13 protein-coding genes and 1 CRISPR repeat array are annotated in these 13,866 nt (G+C 43.4%); of the genes, 10 read left to right on the forward strand and 3 right to left on the reverse strand.

Annotated features, from left to right (window positions below; genetic code table 11):
- The first annotated feature begins 40 nt into the window (after window positions 1-40).
- Both M3650_RS13520 and M3650_RS13525 read left to right on the forward strand, forming a co-directional pair.
- The gene (locus M3650_RS13520; RefSeq protein WP_251575424.1) at window positions 41-292 is read left to right on the forward strand and encodes a hypothetical protein; all 252 of its coding nucleotides are present in this window, start codon (window positions 41-43) and stop codon (window positions 290-292) included.
- Window positions 293-367: 75 nt separating this feature from the next.
- Window positions 368-700, forward strand: coding sequence for a hypothetical protein (locus tag M3650_RS13525; protein ID WP_251575425.1), 333 nt, complete (start codon window positions 368-370; stop codon window positions 698-700).
- 1,062 nt (window positions 701-1,762) lie between these two features.
- Here the strand turns inward: M3650_RS13525 and M3650_RS13530 are convergent.
- Together M3650_RS13530 and M3650_RS13535 are read right to left on the reverse strand one after the other, a co-directional pair.
- On the reverse strand, window positions 1,763-2,485 hold the full coding sequence (locus M3650_RS13530) for a restriction endonuclease (protein WP_251575427.1): 723 nt from the start codon (window positions 2,483-2,485) through the stop codon (window positions 1,763-1,765).
- A gap of 78 nt (window positions 2,486-2,563) precedes the next feature.
- Entirely contained in the window at window positions 2,564-4,006 is a 1,443-nt protein-coding gene (locus tag M3650_RS13535; RefSeq protein ID WP_251575429.1) for a serine hydrolase domain-containing protein, read from the reverse strand.
- Between the two features lie 402 nt (window positions 4,007-4,408).
- Here M3650_RS13535 and M3650_RS13540 point away from each other — a divergent pair, with 402 nt between their 5' ends.
- Both M3650_RS13540 and M3650_RS13545 read left to right on the forward strand, forming a co-directional pair.
- A complete protein-coding gene (locus tag M3650_RS13540; RefSeq protein WP_251575430.1) occupies window positions 4,409-4,999 on the forward strand; it encodes a hypothetical protein in 591 nt (196 codons plus the stop codon).
- Window positions 4,975-5,244 carry a hypothetical protein gene (locus M3650_RS13545; RefSeq protein ID WP_251575431.1) on the forward strand — a complete coding sequence of 90 codons (270 nt, stop codon included), beginning with the start codon at window positions 4,975-4,977 and terminating at the stop codon, window positions 5,242-5,244. Before M3650_RS13540 ends, M3650_RS13545 begins: the two co-directional genes overlap by 25 nt.
- 394 nt (window positions 5,245-5,638) lie before the next feature.
- Here the strand turns inward: M3650_RS13545 and M3650_RS13550 are convergent, their stop codons facing one another.
- The gene (locus M3650_RS13550) at window positions 5,639-7,312 is read right to left on the reverse strand and encodes an SLC13 family permease (RefSeq protein WP_251575433.1); all 1,674 of its coding nucleotides are present in this window, start codon (window positions 7,310-7,312) and stop codon (window positions 5,639-5,641) included.
- Between the two features lie 672 nt (window positions 7,313-7,984).
- A CRISPR array of direct repeats spans window positions 7,985-8,947; the repeat unit is 32 nt; unit sequence GTCGCATCCTACGCGGATGCGTGGATTGAAAT.
- Between the two features lie 160 nt (window positions 8,948-9,107).
- Here M3650_RS13550 and M3650_RS13555 point away from each other — a divergent pair.
- The 6 genes from M3650_RS13555 to M3650_RS13580 all read left to right on the forward strand — a co-directional run bounded on the left by M3650_RS13555 (window position 9,108) and on the right by M3650_RS13580 (window position 13,825).
- The gene (locus M3650_RS13555) at window positions 9,108-9,659 is read left to right on the forward strand and encodes an insulinase family protein (RefSeq protein WP_251575435.1); all 552 of its coding nucleotides are present in this window, start codon (window positions 9,108-9,110) and stop codon (window positions 9,657-9,659) included.
- 60 nt (window positions 9,660-9,719) lie between these two features.
- On the forward strand, window positions 9,720-10,436 hold the full coding sequence (locus M3650_RS13560) for a hypothetical protein (RefSeq protein WP_251575437.1): 717 nt from the start codon (window positions 9,720-9,722) through the stop codon (window positions 10,434-10,436).
- A gap of 19 nt (window positions 10,437-10,455) precedes the next feature.
- The gene (locus tag M3650_RS13565; RefSeq protein ID WP_251575438.1) at window positions 10,456-11,154 is read left to right on the forward strand and encodes an ATP-binding cassette domain-containing protein; all 699 of its coding nucleotides are present in this window, start codon (window positions 10,456-10,458) and stop codon (window positions 11,152-11,154) included.
- A gap of 1,067 nt (window positions 11,155-12,221) precedes the next feature.
- Window positions 12,222-12,605, forward strand: coding sequence for a PH domain-containing protein (locus M3650_RS31965; protein ID WP_285848447.1), 384 nt, complete (start codon window positions 12,222-12,224; stop codon window positions 12,603-12,605).
- Window positions 12,606-12,730: 125 nt separating this feature from the next.
- A complete protein-coding gene (locus tag M3650_RS13575) occupies window positions 12,731-13,585 on the forward strand; it encodes a PH domain-containing protein (RefSeq protein ID WP_251575442.1) in 855 nt (284 codons plus the stop codon).
- Between the two features lie 99 nt (window positions 13,586-13,684).
- On the forward strand, window positions 13,685-13,825 hold the full coding sequence (locus M3650_RS13580) for a hypothetical protein (protein ID WP_251575443.1): 141 nt from the start codon (window positions 13,685-13,687) through the stop codon (window positions 13,823-13,825).
- The last annotated feature ends 41 nt before the right edge of the window (window positions 13,826-13,866 follow it).

Genomic DNA, 13,866 nt, shown 5'->3' on the forward strand with positions numbered 1-13,866 from the left:
TAGTATGGTGAAGTGGTAAAAAAAGGAGGAGGGTAGTCCGATGGTAAGAAAATCTATTAGTTTATGTATCGCTCTATGTCTATCTATCGCTCTAATTTTACCGGTTGGTGGACAGGCGAGCGCAAGTGGAGCACTATCAACGGACACAATTGTAACTGAAGAGAATGTAAACCAAGTTATTGAATATCTAGGATTAGATACTAGAGATCTAAAAAAAGCTGATGCTGCTGCTTTTTCAGATGATCCGTTACTGTTACTGTCGGGGAATTGGAACAAGCCCTTAATCAATTAAAAAGAAGTTACATCAACAGAAAACCCTAATGCAATAGCTCCTCTAGCTTCGTCTGATTTTTGTACTGGATTAAAAATGTTATATTATACAACTAATCTTGGTGGATCGTTTGAATTATCTTATGAAGCAAGTGCAAATTACTCGTGGAACAAATTTACTGCTGTCAATAATGCGACCGTTTCAGTAATAGATAACGATGATAATTTATTAACAACTTTCACAATAGCTAGTAGAGATGTTGGAGCTAAAGTTATTGATGACGGCAAAAAAGTTGAACTGAAAGCTAAAGTTAAAGTAGATTCGTGGATATCAGTTGGAAACATAGGACTTGTTAAGGTAACGACAACAACAGTTAATACAACAAAGGAATGGACTACTGCACAAGCAGGAATCCCAGGTTGCATTTAGTAGAATATCAAGCGCGTATCTAAAAGGGCTGCTGCTGGCAGTCCTTTTTATTGTTTGGAGAACCCACGCGAGTTATTTTAGTATATCTGCCGTTCTTGGACTCCGAAAGGATCTCTAGGAACATGAAGAGCTCCCATTGTTGGGAGCTCTTTATTATTTTCGATTTACTTTCCTACTTGATCATGTAGACTCTTATGATTATCAGATATGTATCTGCAGATGACTTTAAAATCCGTGGTATTTGGGAGCTTTTCTATCATTTTCAATAAATCAGACTTATCTATCCAATTAATCGATTCCTTCAGCTTTAATACCTCATCAGGCAAATACTTTGACCAGGAATCAAGGTACGCCTTTAGACTGATATCATCATGATCTTGAATGAAATCATATTCGGACAGAAGTACACATGTATGGTCGGTGAAAAGAAGTATGTTGCCCATCTTCTTCAATATTGTCTTTCCTTCAGTATCATTCGATAATGTAGGAATATCGAATTTCTTTAACAAAGATGTGATTTCATCACTCATTCAGTATTGTTCCTCTCTTTAGAACATAACAGTCCCAACGTTACCCTTTTCGATACGTTCCATCAAACATCTCCATGAGAAGGCTTAGTGGTACCTCCAATCTTTGACCCAAAACCCGATCCAAGATGACCCAATAATAAAAGGGGGCGACCCTACATTTTAGGTAGAAGCGCGTTATAAATGGAAGAAGTTTTATTATTAAATAAATTACTTGGGTCTCAAAACCAACGCCCATCCTAATATTAGCGTGATTCCGATTCCGTACAGATAAGGTGCAAGTGTGTTCAACCATTGCCATATCGAAGGCTTCGGTTCCTTGCTCATCGCAGGCTCCATCTCTCCTTTTTCAAAAAAACAATGATCTTCTTCCAAATGAATACGTTAGGGTCAGCATATCCTATTCAACATCTGATGTGGGAATTCCTTCTATTTTAACAATGGGTAACTTGGGTAAGATTCAGTCATACCATGTTGATACTCGAAGAGGAGATCAGACGTGAATCATTATCTGCCTCCTCAATCATTCAAATGTTTATTGGAACGGTTTAATGTTCCTGCATTTAGGAAACGTGCTGCAGCCAAAAAACTCGCCTTTTGGTCCCTTTCTAGTGACCATAGGGTGGCCGCATCTATCACATGTTCTCGTTGCTTGAGGTATTTCTTGCAGGATCTGTTTGGGTTCAGGAACAGCCCCGGGATTCATTTTAAGAATCATTGCTACTAGCTCTTTGCGATTTATTAATCGTACTCCGTTTGCTTTGGCTAAATTAACGGCAGCTTCCGTATAATTGCGATTAGACAGTACCCACGCCTCGGATGCGCCATAATAATTCATTGAACTATGTATTTGTTGAACAGCGTCTATACCTACATTTTTGCTGTATCGCTTTGCTTGAACAACAATTTTCCGGCCGTCTCTCGCAATGACAAGGTCTGCTCCATAGTCACCAGCTGCTCTTGTCACCTTAACCGAATATCCCTGTGATTTAAATAGAAGTCCGAGATAGTGTTCAAATTGCCGTCCATCCATTTGATCAATCTCAGCAATTCCGGACTTTTTTAATCGTTCTGTCTTGTTCACATGCCGTACAATGAGAATGGCGACCAACATGCCAATTGCAATGATACCCACGACAGTGGAGATATTTATAGACTTCGTATAATAATAGGTTCCTACAAAAGATCCAATGCCAACTAATCCAAACATTGCTTTTAAAAATTCTTCTTCCTGTTTGGATTTGCTCTTTCTAGCCACTTCCTCAACTCCTGATCATATTATCGGCCGCGTTGGATTCTAGGCTGCAACTACCCAAAGTGTATTGGAACTTACACCTTATCCCTTGTTCTTAGTTGCTTTCAATTGCAGGAATGGCTTCAGGTCGGTACCTATACCTCGTGACAAGTCTATCGTTAACGTATCCTTATGAAAATGACAGACAATTTTTTGACAGGACGGAGTCGCTAGCAATCTGCAGGTTATTACAAAGGTAGCGTCATCTTGCCATGTGCCGCTGGCGGCGATAGGTTGCCGGATTTCTTGATCCGTTATTTCACCTGCCAACCAAGCGCCGATTCCGCATGTCAACTGCTTCTTTGCTCCCTGTTCATGCCATGTGATCTCTGCCGCATCCTCTTCAAATTCGAACTGAATCGAATCCCACTGCATCTCGTTATCATTGAAGATGTAGAGAGCACCAGACACTGTTGTTGACAGTTCGGACCTACAGATCGACGTGTGCGGAGGAATAGCGAGCGTCGATAGCTTGGCAGTCAAAGCCTGCTGTTCCTTAACGTCAGCCTGCATCGCTCCTTCCCTGCATGCGGGAAGCAGGTGGTCCCAGACTTGATTCAAGACGGCTTGCATATCACTTAGACCGCTTGTAATGGCAATTACGGCATCTTGCTCGGGCATGACGATGACGAACTGTCCGTATGCGCCATCCCCGCGATATGCATCATGCCGGCAGCGCCAGAATTGATACCCGTATCCTTGCGTCCAGTCACTGTCTGCGCTCTGACCGTTCGAAATGTGGCGGGAAGTGGCTTGTTGAATCCAAGCTGCCGGAATGATCGGACGCCCGTTCCATAGCCCTTGCCGCAAATACAATTGACCGAACTTGGCAACGTCCTCCGTGGTCAAGCTCAAGCCCCAGCCGCCTGTGTTGATGCCGAGCGGACAAGTCTCCCACGCAACGCCGGCAATCCCGAGCGGTTCGAATAAGCGGGGTTGCAAATAGTCGACCAACGTCTGGCCCGTGCGCTTCTGCATGATGGCAGATAACATGTAAGTAGCATCGCTGCTATATAGGAACTGAGTGCCCGGCGTATGAGATAACATGCTCTCAAAATATGCTTTGACCCAGTCGCCGTCTTTCGAACCCCTTATATTGGGCGCATTATTTGCGTCATGCCCCGTGGACATAGTCAACAAATGACGCACCTGCAGCTTTCCGAAATGTTCCTTCACTTTAGGAGTTACTTCTTCTGGAAAAAACGAAATAACCGATTCCTCCACAGAGAACAGACCTTCCTCCACCGCGAAGCCAATTGCCGTTGAAGTGAAGCTTTTACTTAACGAGAACAAGGCGTGCGGGTGATTCGCGGCGTAAGGTGCCCACCATCCTTCCGCGACGACATGACCATGGCGCAGGAACATGAAGCTATGCAGTTCCAATTGCTGTTGTTCTATATGTTCAATGAAAGAATGGATGGCCTTCGATGATATACCTTGCTCTTCCGGATTGCTGCGGGGCAAACGGTGCTGGGTAGCAAGCATGACATTTCCTCCTCGGGTTCTCTATTTTCGTTACGATAATCCCATGTATTTCCTGTTTTAGGTTAAGCCCAGTATAAGCCTCACAGGATGGATGCTCAATCATCATTTAGACAGAGTCGCTTCGCTGTCGAACGCGAAAAGGACGCCCCTGTTGATTCACAATATTAGATGCTAAAAATAATTCTTTTTGGGTACATGAAACGACGAATCGGGTATGGAGCCCTGTTGGTGTCCGCAGTATACTTTTGGAAAAGACAGGAACTCCGCAGAATCTCTAAGAATCGGGTCGATTAAGGCATGGGGCTGCCTGCCATTATCCGCTGCAGGGCGCGGCTCTATCTGCCGAGCGGATGGCTTTATTGTCAACGAGCTTATTTTACATATATCGCGGGAGGACTGGAGATGGCTGAACAAAAGCAAATGAAACTGGGGGCGCTGCTTCTGGCAGAAGGCGGCAGTGCCAGTGGCTGGAGACATCCAGATGCAGGTACAGAGGGCGGTGCCAAGTTTGGAAGATTCAAGGAATGGACGCGGCAAGCGGAAGCTGGCAAGCTGGATTTAGTCTTTATTGCAGATGTGCTGTATATTACCGGCAAGAGCTTCTCTGCCAAAAACGCTGATGCCATATTCACTACTCAAAGAACAATGGAGGATGGAATTGCCTTTAAGAAGGAAATTGCGGAGCGTGCAGCTGCTCAAACCGTTCCGGCGATCAGGTCCTCATATTTAATGGAATTGGACCAATCATCGGACGGACGGAGGAAGAGGCAGAGCGCAAATACGAGCAGTTGGCTGAATTGCTGGACATTGACAAGGCGCTGGAATACCTGGGATTGTATTTCGAGCATCATGATTCTACACAATATGCGCTGGACGAACCGTTTCCGGAAATTGGCAATCTGGGCAATGACAGCTTCAAGATCAACGCGCTCAAAATCAAGCAGGATGCCAGAGACAACGGCTAGACATTGCGGCAGGTTGCTGTGCAGGTAGCGACGCCTCGCGATCCGTTTACAGGAACAGCGGTGCAAATTGCCGATCGCATGGAGGAATGGGTGAAGCGGGAAGCAACAGACGGGTTCCTGCTGTTCGAGACTGTACCGAACGGACTGGCTGATTTCGTAGAGCAGGCCATCCCGATTCTGCAGGAGCGGGGATTGTTCCGCACGGAATACGAGAGCAGCACGCTTCGTGGCCATCTCGGTCTTGCCATGCCTGTAAACCGCCATAACGTATAAGCCATTGAATCAGGATAATCAATATTCCACCTAGACTCTACCAAGATATAAAAAACATGCCGAATGGGGAGCGTGTTTTTTGTGTTAGTGGAGAGCTCTATAGGGGGCGAATCTCGGATTACGCTGATCGCGATTCACAACCATTGAATATGAAATTACCTTACTTTGATGAAACGTGGAGGCAGTTGCTCAAATTCGGTTTTGGATAGAGCGCGCGCTTAGAGACCCATGAGCTGCATAAGACGGCATACGCGCTTACGATTGAGACTCCGAAATGTGCCGATCACATCAATATGTAAAAAGAAGGGACTACTAGGGGGTTACAGAAACTAAAATCACCTTCAAATCGTTGCATAAACATCGTTCAGAAAAACGATTTGAAGGTGATAGAAGCTTAGCCTTGTGCCTTATTCAATAAACTTTCAGGAACAACGTTGAGATCAATTCCAAAGACGATGGGAAGCAAATAATAAACGGAAAGGATAATAATGATGGTGGCAAACACGTTCACGGAAAAACCTGCTCGGACCATGTCAATAATCTTTATTTTCCCCGTACCGAATATGATTGCATTGGGCGGTGTGCCGACAGGCAGCATGAAGGCACAGTTAGCCGCCATGGCACAAGGTATCATAAGAGCGAACGGATGAATGCCGAGGGCCATCGCCAACGCTGCCACAACAGGCAATATCATCGTTGCCGTTGCTGTATTCGACGTAATTTCTGTCAGCATCATAATGAGAAGTGTAGCGCATGAAATAATGACAATGAGATGAAAGCCATCGAGCATGGTCAACTGTTCTCCCATCCAGGCAGAAAGGCCGCTGGAACGGAATCCGGCCGCGATCGCCAGGCCTCCTCCAAAAAGCAGGAGCACTCCCCACGGAATTTCCTTTGAATCACTCCAATTTAAAATACGAGAGCTTGTTTTTGCTTTAGCTGGAATCATAAACAAAAGGGCGGTTGCCATAATAGCAATCATCCCATCTGAGATACCTGGTATTTGTATGATCAACCCATTTTCTACCCATAAAAACTCACGAGAGATCCACATAAAAGCAGCGAATACAAAGACCCCACCAACCATACCTTCTTCAAAAGATATCTTGCCAAGCTTTCTGCGCTCGCCTTGAATCAAATCTCGTCCACCTGGAAGTTGTTTGATCGATGTATTGAACTTCAGTCTCCCCAAATAAAACCATGTGAAGAAAAGCATTAAAATGACGACGGGGACGGCAAACAGCATCCACTGGGCAAATGAAATGGTAATGCCAAATAACTCATTCATTTGGGCCACAAGAATAATATTGGGCGGAGTACCTATTAATGTTCCGAGTCCACCGATCGTACCTGCATAGCCGATACCAAAAATAAGGGACTTCTCAAATTTCGGCAGATCCTCTTCTTCCGGCTTTCCTTTCAATGCACTGGCAATCTGAGCCGTAATCGCCAGACCCATCGGGACCATCATCATCACAGCTGCTGTATTGGACACCCACATCGACAAAAATCCAGTTGCGGCCATAAAACCAAGCAAGATGCGCTGTGTGCTAGTACCGATCATGGAGATAATAAAAAGAGCCATTCTCTTATGCAAATTCCACTTTTCCATCGCTGTGGCGATGAAAAAGCCGCCCAGGAATAGAAAAATAATATCGTTGCCGTATGATGATGCGACCACACTGCCTTGCATCGCTCCTGTGATAGGAAGCAGTATGAGTGGCAGCAGTGATGTAGCCGGTATAGGAATCGCCTCTGTAATCCACCATGTGGCAATCCATAACGTAACGGCGAGCACAGCTTTCCCTTCTGCAGAAAGTCCGTCTGGTTGGAAGAATAACATCGTTAAGATAAACAATACAGGTCCTAGTATAAGTCCAATTAACTGAGCTCTTGAATACGGGTTATTAGGTTTTTCAGCTTCGTTATGTTGATCGGCTCTCTTGTCTGATGCTTGTATAAATCCGGTTTTTGCTTGCTTCCGATCAGAGAAAACATACACGATGTCTTTCGTCCGCTTATGCTGTGCCCACAGGCTGCGCCAAGCTGATAAAGCTAATTGTTTCATAACCTCTCTCCTTTATGTAAGCGCTTTCCATTGTCCTGACAGATTTGTCTTTCCGTATCTGTTTTTTACTAATGTTAGGTTATGCAACCATTCAATTTTTCCATTCCTCCCATCTTCATATATGTTCGCTCAATTATTTTAAAATCATTTTACTCATTTTACCATAGTAAAATGTAAAAATCTTCTTATGGGCAGAGGAATCTTAAGAAAAAGTTTCGTTTCTATTCTCAACTGAGGGGTGCTTTTATGAAAATTCAACTTGTAAAATCCAAAAAATTACTTTTAACGACCCATGCTGGAATTAGCCGGAGAACAGGAATATGTTCCTCTGGACATCGATCTCTCACCATTTTACAACTCAGGTACGAAAAAAGAAGGCGTGTCCGCACGTATAAAGGGTACTATTATGAACCTATAAAATGTGGTAACTTGTAATTTGTAGATAGTAGGATGTAAAAATAGATGATATAGATGCAGTATTGGTTCATTCTCTAGTGCGAATGTATAGTGCACATGAATTTACGGGGGGATTCGCACCGTAATTTTTCCAAAATATAGGTGTTTCTTCTTGCTGTATTTGTAATTAATTTTAGATTTGATTTTTTCAATCGTTTAATTGATTATTTTGCTCGATTATATAGCGCGAATTGAGAGTTACTATCAAATTTCGCTGTCGCATCCTACGCGGATGCGTGGATTGAAATTTTTTCGATCCGCCGCCCGTCTTTCACAACCCTAGTCGCATCCTACGCGGATGCGTGGATTGAAATGAGATTAAATGTCCTCATAGTGTCATACCTATTGTCGCATCCTACGCGGATGCGTGGATTGAAATGCCTTTCTCCGGGAGCCTGATCGCAATATTTCCGCCGTCGCATCCTACGCGGATGCGTGGATTGAAATTCATATACAGCCTCGTCGAACAGGACGAGCTTGGTCGCATCCTACGCGGATGCGTGGATTGAAATGGATAATAGATATCCGTCTTTGTAGTAACCTCAGACAAGTCGCATCCTACGCGGATGCGTGGATTGAAATCGCGCCCGATATCTGTCGACGGAAAGACGTATGAGTCGCATCCTACGCGGATGCGTGGATTGAAATTCCGATGAATCATAGATATAATCCAAGTTCATTTCGTCGCATCCTACGCGGATGCGTGGATTGAAATAAGATTGTTGATGTATTCGATGCTTAAGTAATTCGTCGCATCCTACGCGGATGCGTGGATTGAAATGAGATACACGCCTGAGGTCGATATATAGATACAGTGTCGCATCCTACGCGGATGCGTGGATTGAAATAAACCGGATGACTGGGAAGAAGAGCAGCGGATTGTCGCATCCTACGCGGATGCGTGGATTGAAATCTTACAAGAACCGACAATCTGGAAGATGCCAAGGGTCGCATCCTACGCGGATGCGTGGATTGAAATTCACCAGGAAGGTTGGGGTCGTCCGATTCAAAGTGTCGCATCCTACGCGGATGCGTGGATTGAAATCTGATACTAAGACCAAACTCAAGAAAGCCGTATAGTCGCATCCTACGCGGATGCGTGGATTGAAATGGTATAGAGCAGGTCGAAAACCGGATGATCGCGCGCGTCGCATCCTACGCGGATGCGTGGATTGAAATGATTCGGCGGCAAGTACATCCCAGTAGTCAACTATGATGATCATTTTTCCACCGAAGAAATGGTAATCACAATCTCAGGCAAAGTAAATGGTGACATGCAAATCGAGAAAATAAAGTGCATTGTAAGTAATATTAGAAAAAAACAAAAAATAATAAACGTTTGATTCCAGAGCTTATCATCACGACAGCAGAGCAAATTATTTATAGACGGACATATCAAAATTATTTTTGCTTTGGTTACCCAACAATTTCTTATATACATAAGGACATCGTGAAATTATTGACGCTTGTCCAAATACTTGGGATTGGGTCGAGATCCATACTAGCAAAAAAAATGCGCGGCGAAGAGGGATTAGTATACTCATTACTAGCAAGCCCTGTTTTATATAGAGAAGGGGGGATATTACTGTTTAAACTTTCAAGCCCATCCGAGAATGACATCGATAGAATATTAAGCATTTTTGAAAATACTGTATATCATGTGGTTCAGAAAGGTATTTCTGACGGTGATTACTTAAGAGCAATTAATACAATAAAGAGTCATATGATATTCAGTTCGGAAAATAATCAGTACCGAATGCTAGAATCGGGTAAGCGTTTACTACTAGGCATAGAAACAGAGAAACATTTTGATGTATTTGATTTTGATAAATACTTCGCATTATTTGAAGAATTAACGGTCGAAAACCTGAATACTTTTGCAAGTAACTAACTCCACGATGAGCCTTCTTACTCAATACTCCTATCGAACTGAAGAGAAGGAAGTGAAATCATGTTCAAAAAAATTTATGGATTTACGGTCTTGAATTTAAAAATCCTCCTGTCAGAGAAGGTTGTTTTCCTGTGGACGGTGGCACTTCCTGTGATTATAACGCTTTTTTTTCAAAAAAGTACCACGGACAGTCTATCGATTCATGATAGCAAGATTTGGTATATGAAGTGGTTCTGGTGCTATATTATCATTGCATCGTTTGTAAATGGAATTGGATTACAGCTTGCCCGAATGCGAGAATATGGGCTGTTGAAGACGTACGTTTTAATCTCCGGGAGTAAATCTCCATTTGTTATCGCTACTTTTCTGACTCAGATCATATTTAGTTTGCTTAGTCTTTCGCTTTATAATTTAATTGTGGGACTTTATTTCCATGTATTTTCCATTGATCTCATCGTCCAATCATTTTTATTAATATGCGTAAGCATCCCTTTCGGGCTTTTTACTCTTTTACTAACCGTACTTCCGCTGAAAATAGGCAATCTTGGTACTGTAATTAACATCATTCTATACCCATTATTTATTTTGGCCTTTAAAGACGAACATTTATCTTCTATTTGGAACCTGTTAAATCCGTTTAGCTTTGTATATCAAATGAATAAGGCTATTAGCTTTGGTACGGTTCATTTTTCGCTAATAGCAGTTGGTTTCCTCTATTTACTCGTTGGAACGCTATCGTTCAAAAAAATGAACCTCATCTCGTATGTACAAAGATAAGGAAGGCAGGAGGGATGGTATGAAGGCAGAACATATTACCTTTACATACAAGAAAGCAAAAAGGGTTTTGTTTGAGGATGTCAGTTTTCGCCTGCATCCGGACAAAATTAACGTGTTGGTCGGCCCGAATGGGGCGGGGAAAACAACATTGTTCGACTGTATATCAGGCATTTTGCGTCCACAAGCTGGCAATATGGTTTTTCCTAGGATGGACGATATTTTATACGTTACACAATCCGTTTTTTTCTCACCGGAATTGAAAGGGAAGGATTTCCTGAAGTTTATAAAGCGGATCGGCAATCAGCCGGCAAGCTCCCAACCCTTGGATTACATGAAATCTGAAGATGAAAGGGAGAAGGAATTATTACTGAAGCTGTGGGATCTGAAAATCGGTAAAATGTCGGTTGGCGAGCGGAAATGGTTGTTTATTATGATGCTTACACAAATCGAGAGGGAATTATATTTGTTGGATGAACCGACGAGCGGAGTCGATCCGACGTCAAGAAAAAGGATTTTCAATCTAGTTAATCATTTAGTAGCACGGAAAAAGATAGTGGTGATTTCCACGCACCAATTGAACGAACTGTTGCATCTTGATTGCCACATGATCCTTCTTCATAAAGGAAAAATCCGCTACGAAGGGAATATTGACAAATGGTTGGAAATGCATGATACGGACGACCCGGATCATGCGTTCGATTTAGCTACATCTTTGTAAAGCGTTAAGGAGAGCATAGAATTTGAGAAAACCAAGAGGATCCTTATGGCAGGGATCCTTTTTTTTATTGTTGAAAAAAGTTTTATTTTGTAATTTTCCTAAAATTGGGATCGATAGATGGGAGGAAATTAATGATAAATTTGCACCAAGAGCAATTATTTAATGAAAGAGTCAAACGGTTAGGAAGAGATTGTGGCAACGATCCGTTTTTGGAGAAGTTGGAGTTGGCCATATTTTAGGACTTATCTCAGGAGAGTTAGCGTCATAGGAAGCAAACGAAGCAATCTACTTTGGCTCGTGGTGAAATTGATTTTATATCAAGTATGCATTATCGTGTAAGTAAAAGATGGAAAACTGATTGTATCTGAATGATGCTTGCTTATGTTCGAATGTTGATGAGAAAATCATCCATTCATTCTCAAAATTCGCTGTCGCATCCTACGCGGATGCGTGGATTGAAATAAACATCACGCGGCGATTCGTTGAATCTATGACGGCGTCGCATCCTACGCGGATGCGTGGATTGAAATGCGTAATACTCGATGTTGGCCGCCGACGGTGCCGAGGTCGCATCCTACGCGGATGCGTGGATTGAAATGCCGATGGCTTAGGCTGCTGCTTCGGTTTGAGCCGTGTCGCATCCTACGCGGATGCGTGGATTGAAATTGCTAGCCCAAAAAGGTGAACAAAATCAAGCAAAAGTCGCATCCAACTCGCATTCGTGGACCGCTCAAGCGCACATTGAGCGTCGCATCTTGCACGGACGCGTAGAAAACATTATGAAACCAAAAAAAGCATCTACCCCCGTGTCAAAAGATGACGTGGGGGTGGGATGCTTGTTTTTTTGTAGAACATACGTTCTCCGACAGGCTGTTGTCACTTTCTTCAACCATAATAGAACTTAGAGTATCAATACGAAGGAATATGAGGATGTACGCAGCTATGAATACGACAGTTAGCGAGCAGCAACAATTGCATCCAAATGTGTTGCTATATTGGCGAATTAACGTCTTTTCTCTGCATTGAAGCGGACTGCGCTGGCAATCATTCCTATCATCGTTTGTTTGATGTGGCTGCCCCAATGGAAGTGGATTATATATGTTTCTGCTTTTTATCTTTTGCTTCATTGGAGCAAGGACTTATTCTATATCATATATGGAGTTCGCTTCAGCTATGCCCGAAGAAGTTACGTTCTGACAAAGGATGAAATTGTGATTCGGTGGGGCAGCATATGGTCCGTTAATTCATCGGTTATTCCGCTTAGCCGTGTTCAGCATGTAGATATTGAACAGGACGTCATCCAGAAAAAGCTGGGCATATCGGAAGTCGTTATCGTAACGGCAGGTGATGCGACTGGCATCGTCGGTTTATTGGAAGATGATGCGAATAAACTGCGGCGCCAGGTCATTGAACTGGCGAAAATAGGTGAGACTGATGCGTACAATCCATAGACAGCATCCGATCAAGATTGCCGTACATTTGTATCGAACGATCCGCTATATGATCATCCCCTATACTCTCTTGTTATTCAGGGAGATCAAGCCGGCACAGGCAACAGCCTTATTGGGTATATGGGGTGGCTGTCGTCATTGGTCTATCTATCTTGCTGTGGTCTATTATTTCCTGGTGGAAGCTTCTTGGCATTATTGCCTTGTGCGTATTCACGTCTTGGTTGTTGTCTTTGGTCATGATGCAAATTCGCTATCACAAATGGTCCGTTATCCGAGACAGTTCCTATATTCATATCCAGTACGGATGGTATGAGAGGAAATCAACCTCCCTCCATACTGTGAAGATTCAGTCGATCCGGGTCAAGGAGCAGTTGTTTAGTCGTTATTTTGGTTATGTGTCCATCTGGATGGATTGCGTTGGGTATGCAGGGGAGAAGAAGGTAAAACTGCTACTGCCCGCGATCCACAGGTCAGAGATGCATGCTGCATTGGAGATGCTGTTGCCCGAATTTACAATCGTGAACCCGCAGCGCAATTTACCAGCGGGAAAGGCGATATATTTTGTGTGGCTGCCGGTCATTGCTGTAAGCCTTGTCATCTTAGTCGCCGCAATTTTGTCTCCGTGGGCATGGTTGACGATCCCGTTCGCGGCAGCGATATATTGGCGGGGGAGCCGAAAATATTCGGGAACGCTATGGGAAGTTCATGGCAATCAATGTGTGATCGCGAAACCGGGTCTTACGCGAACCACAGTCTATGTACAGCGCAAAGCGGTTCAATCGATAACCTCTCGTCAAACTTGGATTCAATATTTATTCGGTATTTTCCAGATTGAGCTCGTAATAGATTCGCCATCGAAAGCAAAGGAATACGTATTTACCGGCGCTTCCCAAGAGGATGTACAACACCTAATAAAATGGTATAAAAATATAGGCAATTCCAAATCTCTATACATTGTTAAAGAGGAAGAGGTTGTTTAGTCCTGTTTATTTGCAGGAGTAGGCAGGTAGACCTATAGATGATGTCGAATATCCAATATTTATAGGATCTTATGATAGCATCTGGAGGAGAGTACAACGATGTCGGATAAAATGATTCGGCTGATGAAAATGGTCATAGCCATACAGGCGAACCCTGGCATATCGGCGCAGGAACGGGCCGACAAATGCGAGGCTTCCGAGCTAATGCATCATCCTGAATATAAGTTCCCTAACATATAGTTGTCACCATGTGTGCGGTACAGTAACTATGAGCGTTGTAG

This window comes from Paenibacillus sp. MER TA 81-3 (genome assembly GCF_023713585.1).
GTDB lineage: Bacteria > Bacillota > Bacilli > Paenibacillales > Paenibacillaceae > Paenibacillus_B > Paenibacillus_B profundus.